This is a genomic window from Pseudoduganella plicata, assembly GCF_004421005.1.
Classification (GTDB): domain Bacteria; phylum Pseudomonadota; class Gammaproteobacteria; order Burkholderiales; family Burkholderiaceae_D; genus Rugamonas; species Rugamonas plicata.
This window is the reverse complement of the sequence record NZ_CP038026.1, coordinates 2,420,573-2,446,564: the sequence shown is the minus strand read 5'-3', so window position 1 is coordinate 2,446,564 and position 25,992 is coordinate 2,420,573. Positions and strand designations below refer to the sequence as shown.

The 25,992-nt window shown below is 64.5% G+C and carries 22 protein-coding genes and 1 other RNA gene; 13 read left to right on the top strand and 10 right to left on the bottom strand.

What is annotated here, in order from left to right; translation table 11 throughout:
- Nucleotides 1-72: 72 nt before the first annotated feature.
- The 3 genes from pulA to E1742_RS10765 all read right to left on the bottom strand — a co-directional run bounded on the left by pulA (nucleotide 73) and on the right by E1742_RS10765 (nucleotide 6,554).
- Nucleotides 73-2,814: a pullulanase-type alpha-1,6-glucosidase gene (gene pulA, locus E1742_RS10775; RefSeq protein WP_134384871.1), complete on the bottom strand. Its 2,742-nt coding sequence runs from the start codon at nucleotides 2,812-2,814 to the stop codon at nucleotides 73-75.
- Nucleotides 2,815-2,913: 99 nt separating this feature from the next.
- Nucleotides 2,914-4,650 carry a methyl-accepting chemotaxis protein gene (locus tag E1742_RS10770; protein WP_134384870.1) on the bottom strand — a complete coding sequence of 579 codons (1,737 nt, stop codon included), beginning with the start codon at nucleotides 4,648-4,650 and terminating at the stop codon, nucleotides 2,914-2,916.
- Between the two features lie 296 nt (nucleotides 4,651-4,946).
- Nucleotides 4,947-6,554, bottom strand: a complete 1,608-nt coding sequence (locus E1742_RS10765) for a POT-type proton-dependent oligopeptide transporter (protein WP_134384869.1) — start codon at nucleotides 6,552-6,554, stop codon at nucleotides 4,947-4,949.
- A 331-nt stretch (nucleotides 6,555-6,885) separates the two neighbouring features.
- Here E1742_RS10765 and E1742_RS10760 point away from each other — a divergent pair, with 331 nt between their 5' ends.
- The 4 genes from E1742_RS10760 to E1742_RS10745 all read left to right on the top strand — a co-directional run bounded on the left by E1742_RS10760 (nucleotide 6,886) and on the right by E1742_RS10745 (nucleotide 12,763).
- Nucleotides 6,886-8,505: an alpha-glucosidase family protein gene (locus tag E1742_RS10760; RefSeq protein WP_134384868.1), complete on the top strand. Its 1,620-nt coding sequence runs from the start codon at nucleotides 6,886-6,888 to the stop codon at nucleotides 8,503-8,505.
- A 123-nt stretch (nucleotides 8,506-8,628) separates the two neighbouring features.
- On the top strand, nucleotides 8,629-10,497 hold the full coding sequence (locus tag E1742_RS10755; protein WP_134384867.1) for a glucokinase: 1,869 nt from the start codon (nucleotides 8,629-8,631) through the stop codon (nucleotides 10,495-10,497).
- Between the two features lie 422 nt (nucleotides 10,498-10,919).
- The gene (locus E1742_RS10750; RefSeq protein WP_229466700.1) at nucleotides 10,920-11,471 is read left to right on the top strand and encodes a PadR family transcriptional regulator; all 552 of its coding nucleotides are present in this window, start codon (nucleotides 10,920-10,922) and stop codon (nucleotides 11,469-11,471) included.
- Nucleotides 11,472-11,530: 59 nt separating this feature from the next.
- Complete coding sequence (locus E1742_RS10745; protein ID WP_134384866.1) at nucleotides 11,531-12,763, top strand: MFS transporter; 1,233 nt, start codon at nucleotides 11,531-11,533, stop codon at nucleotides 12,761-12,763.
- Here E1742_RS10745 and E1742_RS10740 read toward each other — a convergent pair.
- Nucleotides 12,735-13,394, bottom strand: coding sequence for a hypothetical protein (locus tag E1742_RS10740; protein ID WP_134384865.1), 660 nt, complete (start codon nucleotides 13,392-13,394; stop codon nucleotides 12,735-12,737). The two genes, E1742_RS10745 and E1742_RS10740, sit on opposite strands and share 29 nt — an antisense overlap.
- 23 nt (nucleotides 13,395-13,417) lie before the next feature.
- Nucleotides 13,418-13,912 (bottom strand): hypothetical protein, encoded by a 495-nt coding sequence (locus E1742_RS10735; protein ID WP_134384864.1) that lies wholly within the window; start codon nucleotides 13,910-13,912, stop codon nucleotides 13,418-13,420.
- Between the two features lie 174 nt (nucleotides 13,913-14,086).
- Here E1742_RS10735 and E1742_RS10730 point away from each other — a divergent pair, with 174 nt between their 5' ends.
- A complete protein-coding gene (locus tag E1742_RS10730; RefSeq protein ID WP_134384863.1) occupies nucleotides 14,087-14,554 on the top strand; it encodes a GyrI-like domain-containing protein in 468 nt (155 codons plus the stop codon).
- Nucleotides 14,555-14,563: 9 nt separating this feature from the next.
- On the opposite strand, the gene E1742_RS10725 is transcribed toward E1742_RS10730, so the two are convergent.
- Nucleotides 14,564-16,351, bottom strand: a complete 1,788-nt coding sequence (locus tag E1742_RS10725) for a thiamine pyrophosphate-requiring protein (protein ID WP_134384862.1) — start codon at nucleotides 16,349-16,351, stop codon at nucleotides 14,564-14,566.
- A gap of 25 nt (nucleotides 16,352-16,376) precedes the next feature.
- On the opposite strand from E1742_RS10725, the gene E1742_RS26395 reads away from it, so the two are divergent.
- A complete protein-coding gene (locus E1742_RS26395) occupies nucleotides 16,377-16,793 on the top strand; it encodes a glycine zipper domain-containing protein (RefSeq protein ID WP_206076784.1) in 417 nt (138 codons plus the stop codon).
- 89 nt (nucleotides 16,794-16,882) lie between these two features.
- Here E1742_RS26395 and groL read toward each other — a convergent pair whose 3' ends face one another.
- Together groL and groES are read right to left on the bottom strand one after the other, a co-directional pair.
- Nucleotides 16,883-18,529: a chaperonin GroEL gene (gene groL, locus E1742_RS10715; protein WP_134384861.1), complete on the bottom strand. Its 1,647-nt coding sequence runs from the start codon at nucleotides 18,527-18,529 to the stop codon at nucleotides 16,883-16,885.
- A 35-nt stretch (nucleotides 18,530-18,564) separates the two neighbouring features.
- A complete protein-coding gene (gene groES, locus E1742_RS10710) occupies nucleotides 18,565-18,855 on the bottom strand; it encodes a co-chaperone GroES (RefSeq protein ID WP_134384860.1) in 291 nt (96 codons plus the stop codon).
- 297 nt (nucleotides 18,856-19,152) lie between these two features.
- On the opposite strand from groES, the gene E1742_RS27050 reads away from it, so the two are divergent.
- The 6 genes from E1742_RS27050 to curA all read left to right on the top strand — a co-directional run bounded on the left by E1742_RS27050 (nucleotide 19,153) and on the right by curA (nucleotide 22,237).
- Complete coding sequence (locus E1742_RS27050; protein WP_259772443.1) at nucleotides 19,153-19,287, top strand: hypothetical protein; 135 nt, start codon at nucleotides 19,153-19,155, stop codon at nucleotides 19,285-19,287.
- A gap of 227 nt (nucleotides 19,288-19,514) precedes the next feature.
- The gene (locus tag E1742_RS10705) at nucleotides 19,515-19,766 is read left to right on the top strand and encodes a hypothetical protein (protein ID WP_134384859.1); all 252 of its coding nucleotides are present in this window, start codon (nucleotides 19,515-19,517) and stop codon (nucleotides 19,764-19,766) included.
- On the top strand, nucleotides 19,763-20,074 hold the full coding sequence (locus E1742_RS10700) for a cell division protein ZapA (protein WP_134384858.1): 312 nt from the start codon (nucleotides 19,763-19,765) through the stop codon (nucleotides 20,072-20,074). The genes E1742_RS10705 and E1742_RS10700 overlap by 4 nt, the downstream gene beginning before the upstream one ends.
- Before the next feature lie 170 nt (nucleotides 20,075-20,244).
- A non-coding RNA gene (gene ssrS, locus E1742_RS10695) (6S RNA) lies at nucleotides 20,245-20,424 on the top strand.
- 108 nt (nucleotides 20,425-20,532) lie between these two features.
- Entirely contained in the window at nucleotides 20,533-20,997 is a 465-nt protein-coding gene (locus tag E1742_RS10690; RefSeq protein WP_134384857.1) for an EVE domain-containing protein, read from the top strand.
- A 208-nt stretch (nucleotides 20,998-21,205) separates the two neighbouring features.
- Nucleotides 21,206-22,237 (top strand): NADPH-dependent curcumin/dihydrocurcumin reductase, encoded by a 1,032-nt coding sequence (gene curA, locus E1742_RS10685; RefSeq protein WP_134384856.1) that lies wholly within the window; start codon nucleotides 21,206-21,208, stop codon nucleotides 22,235-22,237.
- A gap of 21 nt (nucleotides 22,238-22,258) precedes the next feature.
- Here curA and lgt read toward each other — a convergent pair whose 3' ends face one another.
- Nucleotides 22,259-23,074 carry a prolipoprotein diacylglyceryl transferase gene (lgt, locus tag E1742_RS10680; protein WP_134384855.1) on the bottom strand — a complete coding sequence of 272 codons (816 nt, stop codon included), beginning with the start codon at nucleotides 23,072-23,074 and terminating at the stop codon, nucleotides 22,259-22,261.
- Nucleotides 23,074-23,976, bottom strand: coding sequence for a LysR family transcriptional regulator (locus E1742_RS10675; protein WP_134384854.1), 903 nt, complete (start codon nucleotides 23,974-23,976; stop codon nucleotides 23,074-23,076). Before E1742_RS10675 ends, lgt begins: the two co-directional genes overlap by 1 nt.
- A 118-nt stretch (nucleotides 23,977-24,094) precedes the next feature.
- On the opposite strand from E1742_RS10675, the gene ilvD reads away from it, so the two are divergent.
- Nucleotides 24,095-25,957, top strand: a complete 1,863-nt coding sequence (gene ilvD, locus E1742_RS10670; RefSeq protein WP_134384853.1) for a dihydroxy-acid dehydratase — start codon at nucleotides 24,095-24,097, stop codon at nucleotides 25,955-25,957.
- The last annotated feature ends 35 nt before the right edge of the window (nucleotides 25,958-25,992 follow it).

Here is a 25,992-nt window from a genome sequence, read left to right as displayed (position 1 = left end):
GCTCCTGTTTCAGGGCGAATGCCCTGCAACGGGTGCCTGTCCCCGACGTAGCGGCCCGATGCAACGGCCCGCTCAATTGCGCGGCAACGCCTCCACGAATACCACCGCCGTCCGCGCCGGCACCGTAAACGTTCCCGTATCGCGGTCGTACTGCGCTTGCGCGGCGCGCGGGTCGCCGGCATTGGCGGCGCGCTGCACCGGGTGCAGCGCATACGGCCGGCGCGCTTCCTGCGGCACCGCAATCTTGCGCTCGACCTTGTCCACATTGATCAGATAAACAATCGACCGGTACGCCGCGCCGGGATATCCGCTGCCGTCCAGCTGCGCCGCGATGACGGTCGGCACCTGCGCCGGTCCCGTGTTATGGAACCGCAGCCGCTGCGCCACGTCCTGCGCCGTGCGCAGCCGGAACAGCGTGCTGCCGGCGCGGATCTTCAGCAGGTCGCGGAACGTATCACGCGCGAACGCGATGTCGGCCGGAGCGGGCTTCAGCGCCGCATTGGCGAGCAGGGGACGCATCAGCGCGTAGTCCTTGCCGTTGTCCGCGGCGGGCGGCAGGCCCGTGCCGAAGTAATTGTCCCGATAAGTCCAGTCCAGCCGGTTGAACCAGTCGCCCGACTCGAAGCTGTTGCGGTCAAGGGACTTGGAGCGCAGGATGTCGAAGCCGGCGTGGAAGTAGGCCACGCCCTGGCTGAATGTATTGATGGCCGCGGCCAGCATCTGAACGCGGGCACGGTCGGCTGCGCTGGTGGCCAGAGGCAGCCGGAACGCGTTCAGGTCGTACAGGGTCTGGTTGTCGTGGTTCTCCACGTAGTTGACGGTCTCCCCCGGCGCGGCGGCGTAGCCGGCGGGCTGGCCGCCGTAGTCGATGTCTTCCAGCTTGCGCACCGCGCCCGTGTACGTCGTCAAAGGATAGCCGCGCACTGCGCCGGCAAGGCTCACCTTGACCAGGTCGGCCGCCTTCATCAGCTGTTCTTTCGTCTGCATGGCGCTGCCGTTGGGAGCGTAGAACAGGCCGTTGACGTAGCCCTGGCGCGCCAGCATGTCGTTGCCGGCATCGCCCGCGCCGCCGCCGCGCACCGCGTCGCGGCCACGGTCGCTGAAGGTACCGATGCCGCTGCCGTTCAGCGACAGCTGCGAGGCCTGCACGAAGCGCGCGCCGTTCGCCACCTCGCCGAAGTTCCAGCCCTCGCCGATCAGGTTGACGTGCCGGCCCGCGGCGGCGTCCACGCGGCGCTGCAGCGCTTCCATCGTCGCGCGCGGCTGGTGGCCCATCAGGTCGAAGCGGAAGGAGTCGATGTGGTAGTGCTTCGTCCACAGTTCGGCCGAATCGATCATCAGCTTGCCCATCATGCGGTGCTCGGTGGCCGTGTTGTCGCAGCACGTGGAACGCTCGATGGCGCCTTTCGCGTCGAGGCGGTGGTAGTAGCCTGGCACGATCCGGTCCAGCACGGATTTCCCGTCCTGGCCGCCCGCGAACGTGTGGTTGTACACCACGTCCATGCCGACCCGCAGGCCGATGCCGTGCAGCGCCATCACCATCTGCCGGAACTCGACGATGCGCTTGGCGCCATCGGCGGCGTCCGTGCTGTAGCTGCCTTCCGGCGCGCTGTAGTGATACGGGTCGTAGCCCCAGTTGTAGCAATCGGTCTGGCGCGTGAGGCCCGTCAATTGCTGCTGCACGTCGCTGTCCGGCGCCAGCGCACGCAGGCGGGCGGTGTCCGGCACGGCGCAACCGCTTTCCGGCACCGTGGCGATGTCGTACACAGGCAGCAGGTGCACGTCCGTCAGGCCGGCGCGCGACAGGGCCGCCAGGTGGCGCATGCCGTCCGATGTCTTTTCCGTGAATGCCGTGTACTTGCCGCGGTTGGCGGCGCTGACGGTGGCGTCGTTGACGGAAAAGTCGCGCACGTGCAGTTCGTAGATCGACATGTCCGGCTGCGCCTGCACCTTGTTCGCTGGGGGCGCATCGCGCTCCCAGCCTGCCGGCCGCAGGCGCGGGTCGGCCAGGTCGGCAATATAGGCACGCCGGGAGTCGGTCGTCAGGCTGACGGCATACGGGTCGGTGACCAGGTTGCGCACAATGCCGCTGCCGTTGGCGTAAACGTCGACGGCGTATTTGAAGTATTTGCCACTCAGGTTGGCCGGGACGGTGGCCGACCACACGCCGGTCGCGGCGTCGAAGCGCATCGGCGTGGCCGCGCGGGCCGGGGCTGTGCCGCTATCGTACGTGCACAGCGCCACGTTGCGTGCGGTCGGTGCCCAAATCTTGAAGCCGGTACGGCCTTGCGCCGGCGTCGCGCCCAGGTCGGCGAGCCGTTCCGCAGTCGCGTACAGGTCGTCCAGTGCGCCGGCCACCTGCACGTGCGTGGCGTCGAGTACCTTGCCTTGCGCATCCTCGCGCACCAGCACCAGCTGGCCCTTGTGCAGCGTGCCGATGCGCGATTCATCGGCCGCGCCGAGCATCAACACCGGACCCTTGCCGAGCCATGCAAAGGCAGCCGGAATGGCAGTGGCCGTGGCAGCCAGCGGGAGCGCGCCGTCGGCACCGCGCACCGGCGTTCCGGCTTGCGCGACGATGCCAGCGGTGGTGCTGTGATACAGGCGATAGATACCCTCAGGCGCGGCCGGCCAGACCAGGCTGCGCCGATCGAGCCAGGCAGCGCGCGCGTCGAACAGGGCTGCGGCGGGAGACAGGACGGCCGGGATGCCGTCGGCATTGCACATGGCGGGATCGCCTGCCGCGTGGGCGGGCGAAGCGCTGACGAGGATGAGGGCTGCGGCTGCTGCCCCGGTGGACTTGCGGATGACCATACGTGCCCCCTGTTTGAGTTGGCACGTATGGTAATCGATGTGATGTAGTTTTACTACTTCAGCGAAAGCACGGCGCAACCGGGCGGTTGCGCCGGCAGGTCAGAACTCTTCCCACTCCGACTCGGCCGTTGCCGCGACCTTGCGGGAAGGCTGCGGCGCTGCCTTCGCCTTGGCGGGCTTGACCGGGGCGGCGGCGGGTGCCGGCCCCTGCACCAGCGGCCTGGCCGGCTTCGCGGCAACGACACGCGCCGCCACCGCCGCCACCGGCGCAGGACCGGCCGCCGATTGCGGCACCGTGAACGTGCCGACCAGCTGCGCCAGCTTGGCGGCCTGGTCCTGCATCGACTCGGAGGCGGCGCTGGCTTCCTCCACCAGGGCGGCATTCTGCTGCGTGACCTGGTCCATCTGCGCGATGGCCTGGTTGACCTGATCGATGCCGCTGCTCTGCTCGCGGCTGGCGGCCGAGATCTCGCTCATGATGTCGGTGACGCGCTGCACGCTGCCGACGATCTCTTCCATCGTCGCACCGGCCTGGCCGACCAGCTGCGAGCCTTCGTCCACCTTGTGCACGGAGTCGTCGATCAGCGCCTTGATTTCCTTGGCGGCCGTGCCGGCGCGATGCGCCAGGTTGCGCACCTCGCCCGCTACCACGGCAAAGCCGCGCCCCTGTTCGCCCGCGCGGGCCGCTTCCACCGCGGCGTTCAGCGCCAGGATATTGGTCTGGAACGCGATGCCGTCGATGACGGAAATGATGTCGACGATCTTGCGCGCCGACTCGTTGATGGCACCCATCGTATCGACCACCTGGGCGACGACCTGGCCGCCTTTCGCCGCCACTTCCGATGCCGATGCGGCCATGGCGCTGGCCTGCTGCGCGTTGTCGGCGTTCTGGCGCACGGTGGACGTCAGTTCTTCCATCGACGACGCGGTTTCTTCCAGCGAGCTGGCCTGTTCTTCCGTGCGCGACGACAGGTCGGCATTGCCGGCCGAGATCTGGCCGGAGGCGGTGGCGATCGTGTCGGTGCCGGTGCGTACTTCGGTGACGATGGCGGCCAGGCGGTCGCGCATCGTGCGCATCGCGTACAGCATGCTGGACTGGTCGCCCGGTTTCACCGGCACGTCGACGGTCAGGTTGCCATTGGCGATCTCGGTGGCGATGGCGGCCGCGTCGTTCGGTTCACCGCCAAGTTGGCGCAGCAGGCCGCGCGTGATGGTCGTGGCCGAGGCGACACCCAGCGCCAGCGCGATGCCGCCCAGCATCAGCATCAGCTTGACGGCGCCGTCATAGGCCGCCTGCGCATTGGCTGCGGCGCGCGCATTGAGCTTGTCTTCAAACGCAACCAGGTCGCTCAGGGTTGCCAGCCACTCGCGTTGCACGGGGCGCAACTGGTTGATCAGGTAGTCGGTGCCTTCCTCGGCCTTGTTGGCCAGGCCCAGCTCCATCGACTTGGCCATCAGCGGCGCGGCCTTGCTGGACAGTTCCTGCAGCTTGACGGCGAATGCTTTCTCTTCCTGCGTGGTTTCCGGGCCCTCGAACGTCTTCTGCAGTTTGGCAAACGCTTCGGTGTAGAGCGCTTCCTGCGTTGCAATGCGCTTCGTCTCCGGCTGCATCTGCTCCGACGTGGTGAACAGAATCAGGTTACGCAGGGCGATCATGCGATCCGTGACCGTGTCCTGCATCGTCGCGATCAGCGCGATCTGCACGTTGTTGACTTCAGTGATAGTGCGGGTGCGCTCGTTCATCTCGCGCATCTTCAGGAGACCGGTGGCGACGATCGCGAGCATCAGGCAAAGCACGAGCGCATAGCCTATGGCCAGCCGCGTGCCGACTTTCATGTTTTTCATAGTGATAGGAAGTTATCGCGCAACACGTGCGCTGCACGAGATGTCGTTCTGCAAAACCGCGATAGGGCGGACAGGCAATGGCGGCGCGAAGATTGGGCGCTGCCAAAAGTGTTCAGTCAAAAGCTATGAAGATTATAGGCTAATTGCATCAGCGCAAGTCTTGTTTTGTTGCGCCGGTGCCGCAAGAGAACCACAAAAAAAGCCGGTGGCGGCCGGTGCATTGGCGGGATGTCACGCACATCGTTGCGCGATCAACGCCGACTGCTCCCGGCCGTCCGGCCGCCCGGTTATTGAGCGACTTGCGCCGGCTTGCCGCCGTTGCCACCCCGGTAGTTGTCGACCATCTTGTAGCGCATCGCGTACAACGCGAACACGATGGCCGTCACCAGCGCGAAACCGGCGAAGAAGAACATCTGGAACGCGATCGGCGACAGTCCGCTGTTTTCGATGTGCCCCATCACCGCGTCGTTCTTGACGCTGGCGTTGACGATCAGAACCCACAGGTTGCCGACGGTGACGGCCAGCGTCCAGAACGCCATGATGGAACCTTTCATCGATGCCGGCGCCTGGCTGTAGGCGAACTCCAGGCCGGTGGCGGAGACCAGTACTTCGGCCATCGTCAGCAGCGCGTACGGCGCCAGCTGCCACAGGATCGACATCGGCGTGCCGCCATCCATCGACAGCTGGATCCAGCCAATCACCAGCCAGGCAGCGCCGGACAGGGCGATACCCGTCGTCATGCGCCGCAGCGCTGTCGGTTCGATGCCGATCGCACGCAGCAGCGGGAAGATGGCCAGGTTATTAAACGGGATCAGCAGCATCACGAGCAGCGGATTGAGTGCCTGCATCTGCGCCGGCAACACCTGGAACTCCCAGCCGAAGACGTTCAGCACAGGGCTGGTCATGGCATTGGCCTGAACGATCCAGGTCGACGCCTTCTGGTCGAACAGCGACCAGAACGGCGTCACCAGCGCGAACACAATGAGAACGCGCAGCACGGCGCGCACGCCTTCCACCGCCTCGTCCGAATGCTTGCCGCGTGCGCGTTCGAGCTGCATGCCGGTGCCGATGCCGCCGAACGCGAGCAACAGCACGAGAGCCGTACACGCGCCGATGACGAAGCCCCACGAGTACGACATCAGCAGGGAAACGACGGCGCCCACGACACCGAGGACGGCCACGGCAAGGCCCGGCCGGCCCTGGCCGGGCTGGCGTGCCAGCAGGGCGGTGCGGGCGACGCGGGTGAGCGAATCGGGATTGGGCGGCGCAGGCGGTACGTGCACGTACTTGTTCCTGCCGAGCCAGAAGATCAGCACGGCGAACGCCATCAGGATGCCCGGCACGCCAAAGGCGACAGAGGGGCCGTAGTTCTTCAGCAGCAAGGGCATCAGCAACGAGGCAAAGAACGAGCCGAAGTTGATGCACCAGTAAAAGGCGTCGTAGACGACCTTGGCGCGATTCTTGTTGGTCTTGTCGAACTGGTCGCCGACAAACGCGGAGACGAGCGGCTTGATGCCGCCGGCGCCCAGCGCGATCAGGAACAGGCCGAAGTAGAAGCCGTTCAGGTTGTCCTCGAAGACGGCCAGGCAGGCGTGACCCAGCACGTAGAAAAGGCTGAGCCAGAAGATGGTCTTGTACTTGCCGAAGAAGCGGTCGGCCAGGAAGCCGCCCAGCAGCGGCGTGAAATAGGCGCCGATGACGAACGTGTGGAACACGTGTTTTGCTTCGCCGGTGCGGTCTTCCATCGGCACGAACAGCAGCAGGGTGCTGATCAGGAAAGGCGTCAGGATATTGCGCATGCCATAGAAGGAAAAGCGCTCCGCCGCTTCGTTGGCGATGATGTACGGTATCTGCCGCGGTAGCGGCCCGTTGCCCTCGGTGTGGTCCAATGCCATAGGTGTCCCCGTTAAGTGTGCGACGCGTGCCAGGGGGTGGCCCGGATGGCGTGCGTGTCGCGCATGAGTGTTGTGTGGCACGGATGCTATGGGAACGGCAACCGTCTGGCAACCCGGGAATTTGGCCGGAGCGACCGACGTTTTATAGCCGAATCTGTAGTTTGACTACCGATTTGCGAGCATTTATTTTTGATTATGAGTGTAAGCCGTTGTTTTATATAAGTTATAGCTGACTACTTGTGCCTATGGATGCGTTGAGAAATTCATATGGTTGATGTATATTCTCTACAATCTCTCTGCACACAACCCGCAATCGACCCCGGAAATCGACATGACCCAAGCATCGTCCCCGACCTGGTGGCAGGAAGCCATCATCTATCAGGTGTACCCGCGCAGCTACCTCGACACGAATGGCGACGGTGTCGGCGACCTGAATGGCATTACCGACCGCCTCGACTACATCGCGCAACTGGGCGTGGACATCGTCTGGATCTCGCCGTTCTTCAAGTCGCCCATGAAGGACTTCGGCTACGACATCGCCGACTACTGCGACGTCGACCCGCTCTTCGGCACCCTGGCCGACTTCGACCGGCTGGTCGCCAAGGCCCACAGCGTGGGCGTAAAGATCATGATCGACCAGGTCATGTCGCATTGTTCGGAGCAGCACCCGTGGTTCGTCGAAAGCCGCAGCAGCCGGGATAACCCGAAGGCCGACTGGTTCGTCTGGGCCGATCCGCTGCCGGACGGGAATCCGCCCAACAACTGGCTGTCCGTGTTCGGCGGCTCGTCGTGGCAGTGGGACTCGCGCCGCAAGCAATACTACATGCACAATTTCCTCACCAGCCAGCCGGACCTGAACTTCCACAATCCGGAAGTGCAGCAGGCCATGCTGGACAGCCTGCGTTTCTGGCTGCAGCGCGGCGTGGACGGCGTGCGGCTCGATGCCGTCACGTTCCACTTCCACGACAAGGAACTGCGCAGCAATCCACCCGCCACCGTGCGCGACACCGCCACGGTCACGGACGTGAACCCGTACGGCTTCCAGGCCCACATCTACGACAAGTGCCGTCCGGAGAACGTCGCCTTCCTGCAGCGCGTGCGCCAGGTGCTGGACGAATTCGGCGCCGTCTCCATCGGCGAGGTGGGTGCGGACGACGCGCTGGCCTTCATGGCCGAGTACACGGCAGGCGGCGACAAGCTGCACATGGCCTACAGCTTCAACCTGCTGACGGAAGAGCACTCCGCGCAGCACATCCGCACGCAGGTCGAGGACTTCAAGCGCCGCGTAAAGGATGGCTGGGCTTCCTGGTCGGTGGGCAACCATGACGTGCCGCGCGTGGCGACGCGCTGGGGCAAGGGCAAGGACGCCGCGGCGTTCGGCAAGCTGGCGCTGGCGATGCAGCTGTCGCTGAAAGGCACGCCGTGCCTGTACCAGGGCGACGAGCTGGCGTTTACCGAAGCGGACGTGCCGTATGAACTGATCCAGGACCCGTACGGCATCACGTTCTGGCCCGAGTTCAAGGGCCGCGACGGCTGCCGCACGCCGATCGCCTGGACCGATGGCGCGAACGGCGGCTTCACGACGGGCCAACCTTGGCTGCCGGTGGCGCCGGAACATATCGCGGTGGCCGCGTCCAGACAGGAAGGCAATCCGGACTCGCCGCTGAACTTCGCGCGCCGCATGATTGCGTGGCGCCGCACGATGCCTCAGCTGACCCGCGGCGAGATCGAATTCCTCGACGCGCCCGAGCCGGTGCTGGCGTTCCGCCGCGACCTGGCCGGCGAGCGTTCCGTGCTGTGCGTATTCAACCTGGGCGCAGATGAGGTGCGCTTCACGTTGCCGCAGGCCCGCGGCGCGGAGGCGCTGGCGCAGCCCGGCCTGCCGGGGAGCGCGGCGGATGGCGAAGTGACGCTGCCCCCATGCGGCGCGTGGTTCGGCTACGCGGCGTAAGGCGCCCAAGGCACGAGGCCCGGCTCCGACCGGGCCTCGCCTTTTTTGTACCCGCCATTTGCGGTATGCTGCGGCCTCGGTGGTAACAAAAGTACAGAAAATCCCACGAGAACAGAAGAGACGATGAAACAACTGGATGTAGACCAAAAACTGAGCCGCACCGCCTTTGCGGACGGCCCCCGCCTGCTGGCCGATATCGGCGCCACCCATGCCCGCTTCGCGCTGCAGACGGCGCCCGGCGAATACCAGTCCGTGCGCGTGCTCCAGTGCGACGACTTCACCGGCATCGTCCCCCTGTTGCGCAGCTACCTGGCCGACCATCCCGACATCAACCTGAATCACGGCGCGCTGGCGCTGGCCAATCCCGTCCATGGCGACTACATCCGCATGACGAACCGGGACTGGCAGTTTTCCACCGACGAAGTGCGGCGCGAGCTGGGGCTGCACACGCTGCTGGTCGTAAACGACTTCACGGCGCTGGCGATGGCGATCCCCACGTTCCAGCCTTCGGACCTGATGCAGGTGGGCGGCGGCACGCCGGCGGCCAATTCCGTCATCGGCGTGCTGGGGCCTGGCACTGGCCTGGGCTGCTCCGGCGTCATCCCCACCGTCGACGGTTTCGTCACGCTGGGCTCGGAAGGGGGCCACAACAACTTCGCGCCGGCGGACGAGCGCGAATACGCGATCCTGCAATACGCCTGGCAGACGTGGTCGCACGTGTCGAACGAGCGCCTGATCTCCGGCCCCGGCATGGAGATCATCTATCGGGCGATTGCGCGCCGCAACGGCCGGCAGGTGCGCGACCTGACGTCGCAGCAGATCATCGCCGGCGCGCTGAAGGACAAGGAGCCGCTGTGTGTGGAAGTGCTGGAATGCTTCTGCGCGATGCTGGGGGGCGCTGCCGCCAACCTGGCCGTCACGCTGGGTTCCTTCGGCGGCATCTTTATCGGCGGCGGCATCGTGCCACGCATGGGCGAGTGGTTCAAGGAGTCGCCGTTCCGCACGCGCTTCGAAGCGAAAGGGCGTTTCTCGTCCTACCTGGCCGAGATTCCGACCTACGTCATCACGACGCCCAACCCTGCGTTCTACGGCGTGGCGACGATCCTGTCCGAACACCTGCGCGGGCGCAGCGGCGCCAATACGCTGATGGAGCGTGTGCAGCACCTGCATCATGAGCTGACGCCGGCCGAGCAGCGGGTGGCGCAGCTGGTGCTGGAACAGCCGCGCCTCGTGCTGAACGAACCGATCGCCGATATCGCGCGGATGGCCGAGGTGTCGCAGCCGACGGTGATCCGCTTCTGCCGCTCGCTGGGCTTCCTCGGCCTGGCCGATTTCAAACTGAAATTTGCCAGCAGCCTGACGGGCGCCATTCCCGTGCGCCACAGCCAGGTGCGCGTGAGCGACAGCACGCACGACCTGTCGGCCAAGGTGGTCGACAACACGGTCTCCGCGATCCTCAAGTTCCGCGACCAGCTGGACGTGCGCGCGCTGGACCGCGCCATCGCGCTGGTGTCGAAGGCGAAGAAAGTGGAGTTCTACGCGATGGGCAATTCGCGCGTGGTGGGCCTGGACGGCCAGCACAAGTTCTTCCGCTTCCGTATTCCGACGGCGTCGTATGGTGACTCGCACCTGCTGTCGCTCGCGGCGGAATTGCTGCAACCGGGAGACGTCGTCATTGCCATCTCCAATTCCGGCAAGCTGCCGGAGCTGCTCGATGCCATCGACACGGCTCGTGCCTGCGGCGCCGACGTCATCGCCATCACCACCAGCCAGTCGCCGCTGGCGAAGAAGGCGACCGTCTGTCTGGCCGTCGACCACACCGAGGACAGCACGACGTTCCTGTCGATGATCTCGCGCATCCTGCAACTGCTGCTGATCGACATCCTCACCGTCGGCATCTCGCTGGACGAGTCGAACAAGGCACTGGTCCTGGAGCGCAAGGGCGCCACGCCGGACAAGGCGCGCATGCTGATCTCGCACCTGGATAGTTAAAGTCGGGAGCTCGCAAAGGGCGCAAAAAAGGCGCTGTTCATCTGAACAGCGCCTTTTTTCGTTTTGCCGCTTCGATTACTGCAGCTTTATTTCTCAGCCTCAGTAGCGGCGGCCCATCGGCTGGCGCACCGCCGCGCGGCCGGCCATCTTCGCCTGCACCTTTTTCCAGATAAAGCCGGCGATTGCCATCATGATCATCTTGCGCATAAGTCCTCCCGTGGTTGATGGAGCCATTGTGCCGTCAGGTCGTGGGCACGTACTGTGCGCGAGACCACTTTCACGGAAAAGGCGTCGGCCGGCCGTGGTCTCCGACAGATATCCGGCAACGACCAGCCGGGAAATGTCGGGAAAAAATCTCTTGCACTCTGATGAAAAACGTTTACGATATATCGTACGTAAGATATATCTTAAAGGAGAAGCAAATGTTCCACATGTTCCGCAAACACGGCTTCCATATGCACGAGCACGGCCATCACCACCAACGTGGCGGTGGCGGGGGCGGGCGTGGTCCGCGCATGTTCGACTCGGGCGCGATGCGCTATGTCGTCCTGCAGCTGATCGCCGAAAAGCCCCGTCACGGGTATGAAATCATCAAGGAGCTGGAAACGCGCATCGGCGGCGGCTATGCGCCCAGCCCCGGCGCCATCTACCCGCTGATGGCGATGTTGTACGATATGGGCCACGTGTCGATCAGCCAGGAAGGCAACAAGAAGCTGCACTCGATCACGCCGGAAGGCCAGGCGTTCCTGGACGAGAACCGCGCCATGGTCGATGCGATGATGGCGCGGCTGACGGACGGCGGCCGCGGGCCGGGCGGCGAGGGCGGCCGGCATGACGACCTGCGCGCCGTGATGCACCAGCTGAAGGAAACCGTCGTGATGCGCGCACGCGATCCCGCGGCACCGCAGGCGCGGCGTGAAGAGATTGCCGCGATCCTGCGCCGCGCCAACGAAGAAATCGGCAAGCTGGACTGACCGACCGGCAGCGGCGGATTGCACGCGCCCGCCGGCTGCCACCGACGAAAGACAACAATATGACAATACCTTTGTCCGACACCCGCGAACGCCTCGTCCTGTGGCTGCTCGCATTGATCCAGTTCACCGTCATCATGGACTTCATGGTCATGATGCCGCTGTCGCCGCAGCTGATGCTCGCATTCGACATCAGCGCGGCGCAATTCTCCGGCGCCGTTTCCGCCTACGCGTGGTGTGCCGGCCTCTCCGGCCTGCTGGCCGCAACCTACATCGACCGCTTCGAGCGCAAGCGCCTGCTGCTGGCCGTGTTCATGCTGTTCAACCTGTCGAACCTCGCGTGCGCACTGGCGCCCAGCTTCCACGTGCTGGTGCTGTCGCGTGCCTTTGCCGGCCTGACGGGCGGCGTGTTGGGCGCCATCGGCATGGCCATCATCGGCGACCTGGTGCCGCCGCAGCGGCGCGGCGCGGCCACCGGCATCGTCATGACGTCGTTCAGCATGGCCGCCATCGCCGGCGTGCCGCTCGGTGTCGGGCTGGCGGCGCGCTTTGGCTGGCAGTCGCCGTTCTATCTGCTGGTCGTATTTTCGCTGGCGATCTGGCTGTTGACCATGTTCGTGCTGCCGACGCTGACGGCGCATCTGGCCCAGCGCGTGCCGCTGGCGCGCGTGCTGCCTGATCTGATCGGGCTGTTCCGCGTGTCCGCGCATCTGCGGGCATTCCTGCTGTCGTTCCTGACGATGCTGTCCGGGATGCTGGTGATTCCGTTCATCTCCCCCGTACTGGTGGGCAATTACGGCGTACGGCCAGGGGACATCATGTGGATCTACCTGGCAGGCGGACTGGCGACGTTCTTCACGTCGCGCATGATCGGCTCGTGGGCCGACCGCGTGGGCAAGCACCGCGTATTCCGCTTCATGGCGCTGTTTTCGCTCGTGCCGATGCTGGGCATTACGCACCTGCCGCAGGTGTCGCTGATCGCGCTGATCGCGATGTTCCCGGTCTTTATGGTGGCGATGTCCGGCCGTAATGTGCCGCTGCAGGCGTTGATGACGACGGTGCCGGAACCTCAGCGCCGTGGCGCCTTCCTCAGCGCGAACGCGGCGGTGGTGCAGATCGGTACGGGCCTGGGGGCACTACTGGGTGGACAGTGGCTGCACACGGATGCCGCCGGCCATATCGCCGGCTATGGCATCAATGGCTGGGTGGCAGCGGCGCTTGCGCTGTTCTCGGTGTGGTGGGTCGGCCGGGTGACCGCCGCCGCGGTCAGGCCGGCGGCTGCGTCCCCTGCCTGACGATGGTGTCCAGCAGGCGCTGGGCTTCCTGCAGCGCGGGACCGGACAAGGCGTCGCGCGCGATGTCGGAAAACGTTCCTTCACGCACGTGCAGGCCGTCCGCCGTCAGCAGCGAGAAGCGCACATTGCCGACGGCCGGCGGTGCCATGCGGTTTCTGGCAGCGCCCCGCACGGCCAGCGGAATGGCGGCATGCACCAGGCGCTTGCCCTGTTCCGCCACCTCGGCCGGCGAGCCTTCGAAGACGGCCACGCTGCCCGTGTGGTTGATGTAGCGTACGCTGCCGTCCGCATAGGCGGCCAGCGCGTCGAGGCCTTCTTCCAGCGGCACTTCGACCACGATACCCAGCACTTCGCGCGACGCGATCGGCTGGCCGGACGTGCGCAGCCAGTGCCAGGCCAGCAGCCGCACGCGGCTTTCCTCGGCCGGGTCCTCGCCGATCGTCTGCACCACGCGCGCATCCGGCGCCGCGCCGAACAGCGAAGCCTGGACGGGCGTCGCCTTGACGAGGTCGGGATCGTCGCAGAACAGCAGCTGGTAGATGAGGTTCAGCTCATCGGTCTTGTACGGTTTGGCGCTGGCACCCGGCAAGGCCTTGCGGGCACCGAAAGAGGCAAATAATTTTTTGAACATGGCGCAATGATACGGCAGTGGCGTTACCGTGTCTCCTGATGTGGCGCGACGCGCTGCAACGGCTGCTGCTCGCGGCGCCAGCGCTCGACGTCCAGCAGCGTGTCGTTTGCCTCATCCTCGACGAGGATGTCGCCACCGGCGACGGCGACGAGGAAGCCCTGCCACGTCACGGCCGCCTGCGGCGTGTTCTCGACAAAGCTCATCTGATAATACGGCTTGCCGTCCACGAGGCGCGGCGCGGGATCGTATTCGATGACGGCGCCACGGTGGGCGCCGCCGGAGTTGCGCTCGATCGCCGCGGACCACGCCCTCAGCTCGGGCAGTGCCATCAGCCGCTGGACCGCCTGTTCGCGCGTCAGGCGCGCCGGCGACATCGCGCTCATGGCAGCCGGCGCGGGCAGGGCGGCCGGCGCCGGCGTCTTGCCGCCATGCGGATAAAAGTACAGCACTCCCAGTCCGGCTGCCAGCAAGCCGGCAAGCGTGCCGGCAACGGCGGGAAGGCGGGAGGGCTTGCTCATCGGGGCTGCGCTTTCTACAGGTAAGGGTGCGCTCATACTAAACCAAAGGGCTGTCACCAGCAATTTCGCGCGACGGCGGCGGCGTGCAGCCATCGGCGATTGATTGTCATAACGATATTGTAGAATTGCCGGCGAGACCAACGAGATTGCCGCCAGCGTGCGCAAGAACAGAGAATGAACGAGACCACCGCCATGATGAGCTATGAGCTGACCGACCTTCAACCCGTAACGATCGCCGGAATCGCGGTGCGCACCGATAACAGCCCCGCCGGACTGGAGAAGATCGGGGAGCTGTGGGCCGCGTTCTTCCGCGACGGCGTGCTGAACGCGCTGGGAACCCTCGCCGAAGGCCCGATCTGCGAGGCCTACTTCGACTATGAAAGCGATGCGCAGGGCGCCTATACGGTCATCCTGGGCAGCCGCGTGCCGGCCGACGCACAGGTCGGCGCAGGCCTGCAGCGCGTGACGCTGCCGGCGGCGCGCTATGCGAAGTTCAGCATCGACGATCCGAAGGCCATCTACGCTGCGTGGCAGCACATCTGGCAGCGCCGCGACATCGAGCGCAGCTACAGCGGCGACTTCGAAGTCATCGGCGAGAACAGCGCCGATATCTATATCGCGCTGCGCCGCCAGGGGGGATGACGGGGCAGGCTATTTCTTCGGCGGGAACCACGCCTCCCACGTCTCCTTGATGCTGGCCTTGACGGTTGCCAGCGCGTCGGGATCGCCTTTCAGCAGCGCCGAGAAGTAGGCCTTTGCCTGCTTGGGCGAGACGTCCGGCGGCAGCGGCGGCACGTTCGGATCGACGACCATCTCCAGCACGCATGGCCGATCCGCCGCGAACGCCGCTTCCCATCCGGCCGCCACGCCTTCGGGCGTATCGACGCGGATACCTTTCAGTCCCAGCAGCTCCGCGTACGCGGCGTACGGGAAGTCCGGCATCGTCTGCGAAGCCTCGAATTTCGGGTTGCCGCCCATCGCCCGTTCTTCCCACGTGACGAGATTCAGATCCTGGTTGTTCAGCACCATGATCACCAGCCGGCCGTTGGCCCACCCCTTCCAGTATTTCGCTACGGTGATCAGGCCGTTGATGCCGTTCATTTGCATGGCGCCGTCGCCGACCAGCGCGACAACGGGGCGGTCCGGCAGCGCGAACTTGGCCGCGATCGCGTAAGGCACTGCGCAGCCCATCGTCGACAGGCCGCCCGAGACGCTCGTCATCATCCCGCGCCGCATCTTCACGTCGCGCGCGTACCAGTTGGCGACCGAGCCGGAATCGACGGCAACGACGCAGTGGTCCGGCAGCCGCGGCGACAGCTCCCAGAACACCCGCTGCGGGTTGACGGGATCGGCGTCGTTCATCGCGCGGCCCTCCAGCACGCGCCACCAGCGTTCGACGCCTTCCCGGATCTCGTCCTGCCACGCGCGGTCCTGTTTGCGTTCGAGCAGCGGGATCAGCGCCCGCAGCGTGGCCCTGGCATCGCCGATGAGGTTGAACTCCATCGGATAGCGCACGCTGGCGCGGCGTGCGTCGATATCGATCTGCACGCCGCGCGCCTGTCCTTCCTTCGGCAGGAATTCGCTGTACGGGAAGTTCGAGCCGACCATCAATAACGTGTCGCAGCCGTTCATCATGTCGTGGCTGGGCTTCGTGCCCAAGAGGCCTATCGAGCCGGTGACGAAAGGCAGGTCGTCCGGCACCGCGGCCTTGCCCAGCAGGGCCTTGGCGATGCCGGCGCCCAGCAGCTCCGCCACCTCGATCAGCTCGTCGGTCGCGTGCAGCGCGCCGGCACCGGCCAGAATCGCGACTTTTTTGCCCTCGTTGAGGATGCGGGCAGCCTGCTGCAGCGCGTCGAGCGGCGGCACGTGGCTGCGGGTCAGGGCGCCGATGCCGGAATGGACGGTGCCATGTTCGCGTGGCGGCTTCGGCACGGCGTCGAGTTCCTGCACGTCGTTGGGGAAGATGATGCAGGTGACGGTGCGCTCTTCCTTCGCGATGCGAAAAGCGCGGTCGACCAGGTGGCGTACCTGCGCGGCGTCGGTTGCCATGTGCACGTATTCGTGGGCCACGTCCTTGAACAGCGAAACCAGATCGACCTCCTGCTGGTAGTCGCCGCCGATCGACGAGCGCTTCTGCTGGCCGACAATGGCTACGACCGGCTGGTGATCGAGCTTGGCGTCGTACAGGCCATTCAACAGGTGAATGGCGCCCGGGCCGGAGGTGGCCACGCAGACGCCCACCTCGCCGGTGAACTTGGCGTGCGCCGTCGCCATGAACGCCGCCATCTCCTCATGGCGTGTCTGGATGAATTCGATGCCGTCCTGCCGCCCGAAGGCGCCCATGATGCCGTTGATGCCGTCGCCGGGATAACCAAAAACGCGACGCACGCCCCACGCATTCATGCGCTGCAACAGGAAGTCGCCTACGGTGTCTGCCATGTCAGTCCCTCGTTACCAAAATTACATGATAAAGCGCGTCCCGCAGCGCTGGCGCACGCCAAAAAACCGTAAGAAAAAAACCGGTGACAGGCGCCGATTGCGCAAAATCGGAGCCTGTCACCGGTTTTTTCTGCTGCGCCGCAGCGTCTGCTCAGCCTTAGTGGAACCGTTGCCAATGTGGGACACTCGCTTAAAAAAAAGGCAAACGGGGCTGAATCAGGCGTATATTAAATGCACAACAACTCAACAACGGAGACTCGGTATGGATATGGAACCAGACGATTTCATGGGCCGCTATGTGGGCGTGGGTATCAGCCTCGGCGCCGCGATCGGCTGTGCGGTGGGTGTTGCAATGGACAATTTTGCCATGGGCATCGGCCTGGGCGTGGGGCTGGGCAGCGCCATCGGCGCCATCCTTGCGCGACGTCGACAGCACCATTAAGGCAGGGCCGGGCCGAACTTTGCGCGCATAAAAAAAGCCGCTTCCGAAGAAGCGGCTTTTTTGTCGCTGGCTGGAAGCCGGCCGGATGATTACATCATGCCGTCCATGCCGCCCATGCCACCCATGCCGCCCATGCCACCCATGCCGCCGGCTGGCTTGTCTTCCACGACTTCCGCCACCATGCAGTCGGTCGTCAGCATCAGGCCGGCGATCGAAGCGGCGTTCTGCAGAGCCGAACGGGTGACTTTGGCTGGGTCCAGGACGCCCATTTCGACCATGTCGCCGTAGGTGCCGTTGGCTGCGTTGTAGCCGTAGTTGCCGGTGCCGCCCAGGACGGCGTTGACGACGACGGACGACTCTTCGCCGGCGTTCTGCACGATCATGCGCAGTGGCTCTTCCATCGCGCGCAGCACGATCTTGATGCCGGCTTCCTGGTCAGGGTTGTCACCCTTGACGGTCAGCGCAGCACGGGCACGCAGCAGCGCAACGCCGCCGCCTGGCACGATGCCTTCTTCAACGGCTGCGCGGGTAGCGTGCAGCGCGTCTTCCACGCGGGCTTTCTTCTCTTTCATCTCGACTTCGGTGGCAGCACCGACCTTGATCACGGCAACGCCGCCGGCCAGCTTGGCCACGCGCTCTTGCAGCTTCTCACGGTCGTAGTCCGACGTCGCTTCTTCGATCTGCACGCGGATCTGCTTGACGCGGCCTTCAATGCCGGCAGCTTCGCCAGCGCCGTCGATGACGATGGTGTTTTCCTTGCCCACTTCGATGCGCTTCGCCTGGCCCAGTTCTGCCAGCGAGATTTTTTCCAGCGTCAGGCCGACTTCTTCAGCGACAACCTGGCCGCCGGTCAGGATGGCGATGTCTTCCAGCATGGCCTTGCGACGGTCGCCGAAGCCAGGCGCCTTGACAGCGCAGGTCTTCAGGATGCCGCGGATGTTGTTGACCACCAGCGTTGCCAGGGCTTCGCCTTCGATGTCTTCTGCGATGATCAGCAGCGGACGGCCGGCCTTGGCCACTTGCTCCAGTACCGGCAGCAGATCGCGGATGTTCGAGATCTTCTTGTCGCACAGCAGAACGAACGGGTTCTCCAGGATGGCGACTTGCTTCTCTTGATTGTTGATGAAGTATGGCGACAGGTAGCCGCGGTCGAACTGCATGCCTTCCACGATGTCCAGCTCGTCGTTCAGCGACTTGCCGTCTTCCACGGTGATGACGCCTTCCTTGCCCACTTTTTCCATCGCTTCGGCGATACGCTCGCCGATCGAGTAGTCCGAGTTTGCGGAGATCGCGCCAACCTGGGCGATTTCTTTCGACGTCGTGCATGGCTTGGAGATCTTGGCCAGCTCTTCGACGGTGGCGGCAACGGCCTTGTCGATGCCGCGCTTCAGGTCCATCGGGTTCATGCCGGCGGCAACGAACTTCATGCCTTCGCGCACGATGGCTTGTGCCAGAACGGTCGCGGTGGTGGTGCCGTCACCGGCGTTGTCGGAGGTCTTGGAAGCGACTTCCTTGACCATCTGCGCGCCCATGTTCTGCAGCTTGTCTTTCAGTTCGATTTCCTTGGCCACCGAGACACCGTCCTTCGTCACGGTCGGGGCGCCGAACGAGCGCTCCAGCACGACGTTGCGGCCTTTCGGGCCCAGCGTGACTTTGACCGCGTTGGCCAGGATGTTGATGCCTTCAACCATTTTGGCGCGCGCTGCGTCGCCGAAAATCACTTCTTTAGCTGCCATGTTTGTATTCTCCTGAATTCTTTAAGTGAGCCAGATTACTTCTGAACGATGGCCATGATGTCTTCTTCGCGCATCACCAGCAGCTCCTCGCCGTCAACCTTGACGGCCTGGCCGGAGTATTTGCCGAACAGTACGCGATCGCCGACCTTGACTTCCAGCGCGCGCAGCACGCCGGCGTCCGACACCTTGCCGTTGCCAACTGCCAGCACTTCACCCTGATCCGGCTTTTCAGCGGCGGCATCAGGAATGATCAGGCCGGAAGCAGTCTTGGTTTCCTGGTCCAGACGTTTGACGATAACGCGATCGTGCAAAGGGCGAAGGTTCATACAAAACTCCTTATTTATACAGTGAGGTTCAAAATCGTTGTTAGCACTCTCTACTAACGAGTGCCAACAATTATAGGGACGCCCCACGGCTATTTCAAGGCCTGTCCTTTCATAAACCCTAACTGTTTGCAAGTTCTGCTACATCGGCGGTTGACTTGTCACAACGTCTGTGTGCCGGCGGCACTGACCCGGCATCGTTCAAGGGCGCGGGCCCTTCGTGTTTTGACAAAGAATCGAAAGAAGTGCAGACTCTAAGTTCCTCGTCCGATGTTGTAGTGATCTATAGCGGAGGCTGTGATGTTCCATACCAAGTTCCCTCGAGAAATGCACGCGCCAAACTGGGTGCGTGTGACCATCAATGTCGCAGCCGGCGCCGCGCTCGGCGTTCTGGCCGGCGCGATGCTGCTGCTGGCGCTGGGTGCCGCCAGTTGAGCGGCCATCGGCGCCGTTCGTGAGCAGGCGCAGGGCCCGTTCGTGAGCAGGCGCAGGGCCCGTTCGTGAGCAGGCGCAGGGCCATCACGCCCGCGCCTGTCCACACACGTGCCGCGCCGTCGTCAGGCTTAATCTTGTCAGCCTGCTCATTGTCATTAAGATGTAATTAAGTGTATTAGCGGGCATATTCGGTTGACCACGGTTTGACGCGGGCCTATAGTGGCGGGATGATTTCCGACTTCCAAGAACTCGCTGACAAGATCGAACAGTTGGCCGAGCTGACGCACAATCTGCGTCGCGAAAACGCCCAGCTGCGCCAGGCCAATGCCGCGCTTGTCGCCGAAAACATCAGCCACCAGCATCGCCTGGGCGAGGCGCATCAGCGCGTTTCGGCCCTGCTCCTGAAAATCTCCCCGCCTGCACCTGCGGTCGAACCCGCCAGTGAAGAAAGCGAAGCCGTGAAAGAGGACGCGCAATGATCCCCGTGGACGTCAATATCATGGGGCAGCCGTACCGGCTCGTCTGCAAGGAAGGTGAAGAGCGCGCGCTGCGGGAAGCGGCCAGCCTGCTCGACAAGAAAATGACGACGATCCGCGACACGGGCAAGGTCAAGGGAAATGATCGCATCGCCGTGATGGCGGCGCTGTCCATGGCGGCCGAGTTCCTGACGGCGAAGGCCCCGGCGGGACCGCTGTCGGACATGTCGCTGCTGGAAGTGCAGCAGAAGATCGCGGCCATGCAGCGTGTGCTCGACAGTGCACTGACGCCGCAGGAAGCGCTGTTCTGACTCTTCGCCAAGAGTCTGCCAGGCCGCTCCCGGGCTCTCCTGCAGGCGGCCGTCAAGCCCTTCGCCAGTCCCTCCCCGGATCCTGCTGCTAGCCCGCGTCCATCGCTTCCGATCAGGAATTTGATTGGAATTAGGGCTTTCAATCACACGGATTGAGGAGTAAACTCCGTGTCACCCTGCAGTGTTCGCGATTGTCATATATTCCTTGAACCATTTACACGCATCGGTTGCGGAACATAGTTCGACGGGCGTGAGCGTCGCTAGTCCGATGAACCCGAAGTTGAACTGACTGTGACCACCTTGAACCGTAAGGTTCGGGATGCCGGCATAGCGGCACAGGCGGGGCCTTATTCAGTAGTACGAAGCGGCATCAGCAGTACTTGCAATACCGAAGCGGTTGGCGGCATCGATGGATGCGCCACCGTTTTTTTTCGTCTTTTTGTTGGGAGGAGGCGCCGATGCCGAAGCAGTACTGGTTGATGAAGTCCGAGCCGGACGATATCAGTTTCGACGATGTACTGGCATCGAAGGGGCAGACGACGTCCTGGTACGGCGTGCGCAACTACCAGGCGCGCAATTTCATCCGCGACGGCATGCACGTGGGCGACGGCGTGCTGTTCTATCACTCCAGCTGCGCCGTGCCGGGCATCGCCGGCATCGCCGAAATCGTCAGCGCCCCGTATCCCGATGCGACGCAGTTCGACCCGAAGAGTCCCTACCACGACCCGAAGGCCACGCCCGAGCAGCCGCGCTGGACCGGCATCGACGTGAAGGCCGTGCACAAGGGGCGCTACCTGGACCTGAAGGAACTGCGCAGCCACCCGGAGCTGGAGCACATGCGCCTGCTGGCCAAGGGCAGCAGGCTGTCCGTGATGCCGGTCGAGCCTGCGGAATGGCGCTTCATCGTCAAGCTGATTGGTTGACCGGTTGACCGGTTGACCGGTTGACCGGTTGACCGGCTGACCGGCTGACCGGCTGACCGGCTGACCGGCTGACCGGCTGACCGGCTGACCGATCCGCTCACGAACCCCGGATAACAGAGGGGTCTTGTTAGACGACCGGTCTATTCGGTGCTACATTGTCCTGGCAAGCCGTAGATCGATCCATCGATGTCATCGGAAGGAGCCAGCCATGCTACAAAGCGATACCGTCAACCGGCGTTACGTTCTTGCCGCCCGTCCGCAGGGATTGCCGGCACCCGCCCACTTTCGTTTCGAGCAGACGAGCGTACCCACGCCGAACCACGGCGAGGTCCTGCTGCGAACGCTTTATCTGTCGCTCGATCCGTATATGCGCAACCTGATGGACGAAGCAGGGCCCGGTTATGCGCCTTCCATCGGCATTGGCGAACCGATGGTGGGTGCCACGGTCAGCCGTGTTGTCGCATCGCGGCATCCGGCCTTTCAGGCGGGGGAGCTGGTGCTGGCCAATGCTGGCTGGCAGGATTACACGCTGTCGGATGGCATGGACCTGACGCCCGTCGGCACCTTGCGCCAACCCGCGCTGGCGTTGAGCGGACTGGGAATGCCTGCATTCACCGCCTATGTCGGGTTGCTCGACATCGGCAATCCGCAGCCGGGCGAGACCGTGGTCGTGGCCGCCGCCACGGGCGCCGTCGGTTCCGTTGTCGGTCAGGTCGCCAGGCTCAAGGGCGCACGCGTGGTCGGTATCGCAGGTGGGGCTGACAAGTGCAAGTATGCGGTGGACGAGCTGGGCTTCGATGCCTGCCTCGACCGGCACGACCCGGCGCTGGCGCAGCGGCTGGGGGCCGCCTGTCCGGATGGTATCGACATCTACTTTGAAAACGTGGGCGGACCCGTGTTCGATGCGGTGCTTCCGCTGCTGAACCTGCGTGCGCGCATTCCGGTCTGCGGGTTCATTGCCCACTACAACGATGCCGTTACTTCGGCTGGCCCCGACCGCCTGCCGGCATTGACGAAGGCAGTGCTGCAAAAACGCCTCCGCATGGAAGGCTTCATCATTCTCGACCATTACGAGCGGCGTTACGACGCCTTCCGGCATGACATGGCACGCTGGATCGAAGCCGGAGTCGTCAAGGTGCGGGAAGACATCGTCGAAGGGCTGGAAGCGGCGCCGGCGGCATTCGCCGGCATGCTGGAGGGGAAAAACTTCGGCAAGCTGGTGGTGCACGTCGCCCCGTGAGCGACGCGCCGGGGCCCGCGCTTACACCGTTACCGGCGCGGTGCCGTAGGTATTGCGCCGGTACGACCACACCAGCATCGCGACCGCCGCCAGGATCATCGGCAGCGACAGCACCTGGCCGGACGTGATGGGCAGGCCCAGCACGGTGGTTTCCCAGTCCGGCGTGCGGAAGTATTCGGTGAAGAAGCGCGCGCAGCCGTACAGCAGCGTGTACATGGCGCCCACCGCCAGGCGCGGGCGGGCGTGGCGGGCGAACGGCCAGAGGATCGCGAACACCAGCAGGCCGTCCACCAGCATCTGGTAGACCGGGGAAGGGTGGCGCGGCAGGGCGTCCACGTTTGGCCAGATCATCGCCCACGGTAGCGTGGCGTCCGTTACGCGGCCCGGCAGCTCGGCGTTGATGAAGTTGCCGAGGCGGCCGCACGCATACCCGAGCGGCACCATCGGCGCGATGAAGTCGTAGACGTCCAGCAGGTTGCGGCCCGCCTTGCGCGACCAGAACCACATGGCGATCAGCACACCCAGGAAGCCGCCGTGGAAGCTCATGCCGCCGTGCCACACCTTGAAGATCTCAAGCGGGGTCTGGAACCACTCGGGGCGGTAGAAAATCAGCTCGCCCAGACGGCCGCCCAGCACCACGCCAAGCATCCCGTAGAACAGCATGTCGTCCAGGTCCTCGTTTTTCCAGCCTTGCGCCGCGATGTGCGGCTGGCGGATGCGCACGCGGCCCAGCGCGATGAACAGCGCGAATGCCAGCACGTACATCAGGCCATACCAGTGAACGGCAACGGGGCCGACGTGGAACGCCACCGGATCGGGCATCGGGTGAATCAGCATTAAAGTCTCTTCCTCATCAAATCCAGAAAGCCCTTCAGTACGGGCGAGGTATTGTCGCGGCGCCAGGCCAGGCCCGTCTCCACGAGGGGCGTCGTCTGTGCGAGCGGCCGGTATTCTACTCCCGGGCGTCGCAGGTTCGACACCGATTGTGGCACAAGTGCGATACCCATGCCAGCCGAGACCAGGCTGACGATCGTCTGCATCTGGATCGCTTCCTGGCCGATCACCGGCGTCATGCCGGCAGCCCGGAACACCGCGAGAATGGCATCATACAGGCCGGGCGCGATCGCACGCGGGAAGATGATCAGCGGCAGCGGCGGCAGCGTGCGCAGGCTGGCGTCATGCTTGCCGCGCAGTTCCGGCAGGTTGGCGGGGGAGGCCAGGATCAAGGGCTCGGACAGGATCGGCAGATAGTCCAGTTCCGCCTTGACCTTCTCGGTCAGCGGCGGAATCAGCAGGCCGGCATCGATGCGGCCCTGCAGCAGCTCGTCCATCTGCCGGTCCGACGTCGCTTCCTGCAGCGTGATCTGCACGTGCGGGAACGCGGCGCGGTAGGCCCGCAGCGACGGTGGCAACACGCTGTAGTCGGCCGACGAGACAAAGGCCAACGACAGCTTGCCCGTCTCGCCCGAGGCCGCGCGCCGGACGAGGCCCGGCAGCTCGCCCGCCTGCGCCAGCAGCCGGCGCGCTTCCGGCAGCAGCGCCTCGCCTGCGGGCGTCAGCGCCACGCCGCGGCGGTTGCGGTCGAACAGCGCCGCACCCAGCATGTCCTCCAGCGCCAGGATCGTCTGCGACAGCGGCGGTTGCGTCATGTGCAGGCGCCGCGCGGCGCGGCCGAAATGCAGCTCCTCCGCCACCGTGACGAAGTAACGCAGCTGACGCAGTTCGATGTTGGCGGCCATAGTTTGGAATGCTTATATACGAAATGAATCACAGAACATTAAATCATATATTTGACAACTGATGGAGGAAAGCGCACGCTGTCTGTCCGATTTCGCCGCATGTTCCGAGGAGACACCCATGCCCACTTACCGTTCCCACACCACGACCCAGGGCCGCAATATGGCCGGAGCCCGCGCCCTGTGGCGCGCCACGGGCATGAAGGACGGCGACTTCGACAAGCCCATCATCGCCGTCGTCAATTCGTTCACCCAGTTCGTGCCCGGCCACGTGCACCTGAAGGACCTGGGGCAACTGGTGGCGCGCGAGATCGAGGCGTCCGGCGGCGTTGCCAAGGAATTCAATACCATCGCCGTCGACGACGGCATCGCCATGGGCCACGGCGGCATGCTGTATTCGCTGCCGTCGCGCGACCTGATCGCCGACTCCGTCGAGTATATGGTCAACGCCCACTGCGCCGATGCGATGGTCTGCATCTCCAACTGCGACAAGATCACGCCCGGCATGCTGATGGCCGCCATGCGGCTGAACATCCCCGTCGTCTTCGTCTCCGGCGGGCCGATGGAAGCGGGCAAGGTGGTCAAGGTCGTCAACGGCGGCCAGAAGATCATCAAGCTCGATCTGGTCGACGCGATGATCAAGGCGGGCGACTCGACCGTGTCGGACGCGGACGTGGCCGAAATCGAGCGCTCGGCCTGTCCCACCTGCGGTTCCTGTTCGGGCATGTTCACGGCGAACTCGATGAACTGCCTGACCGAAGCCCTGGGTCTGGCGCTGCCGGGCAACGGCACCATCGTCGCCACCCACGCGGACCGCAAGGAGCTGTTCCTGCGCGCCGGCCGCCTGATCGTCGACATCGCCAAGCGCCACTACGAGCAGGACGATTATTCGGTGCTGCCCCGTTCGATCGCTTCCAAGGCGGCGTTTGAAAACGCGATGGCGCTGGACGTGTCGATGGGCGGCTCGACCAACACCGTGCTGCACCTGCTGGCGGCTGCGCACGAAGCGGAAGTCGAGTTCACCATGGCCGACATCGACCGCATCTCGCGCAAGGTGCCATGCCTGTGCAAGGTGGCCCCGATGACGGACAAGTACCACATCGAGGACGTGCATCGCGCCGGCGGCATCGTCTCGATCCTGGGCGAGCTGGCCCGCGCGGGTCTGCTGGACACGTCGCTGCCGACGGTGCACAGCGCCACGATGGGCGAGGCCATCGAAAAATACGACATCCGCCGCAGCGACGATCCGGCCGTCCACCGGCTGTTCCGCGCCGCGCCTGGTGGCGTACCCACGCAGGTGGCGTTCTCGCAATCGGAGCGCTACGAAGAAAATGACCTCGATCGCAGCAACGGCTGCATCCGCGACCGCGAGCACGCGTTCTCGCAGGACGGCGGCCTGGCGGTCCTGTACGGCAATATCGCGGAAAAGGGCTGCATCGTGAAGACGGCGGGCGTGGACGAGAGCATCCTGAAGTTCACGGGCCGCGCACGCGTGTTCGAAAGCCAGGACGATGCGGTGGCCGGCATCCTCGGGGACACCGTGCATGAGGGCGACGTCGTCATCATCCGCTACGAAGGACCGAAGGGCGGCCCCGGCATGCAGGAGATGCTGTACCCGACGTCCTACATCAAATCGAAGGGCCTCGGCAAGGCATGCGCGCTGTTCACCGACGGCCGCTTCTCCGGCGGCTCCTCGGGCCTCGTCATCGGCCATGCCTCCCCGGAAGCGGCGGAGGGCGGCGCGATCGGACTGGTGGAAGAGGGCGACACGATCGAGATCGATATTCCGAACCGGACCATCAACCTGCGCCTGTCAGTCGAAGAGCTGGCGCACCGCCGCGCCGCGATGGAAGCGAAGGGTGCGGATGCATGGAAGCCCGTCAGCCGCGAGCGCTACGTCTCGCAGGCGCTGCAGGCGTACGCGGCGCTGACGACGTCGGCCGACCGCGGCGCCGTGCGCGACCTGTCGCAGCTGAAGCGCTGACCTGCTTCGACAGCACAACGGCGGCCGGCTGGGTA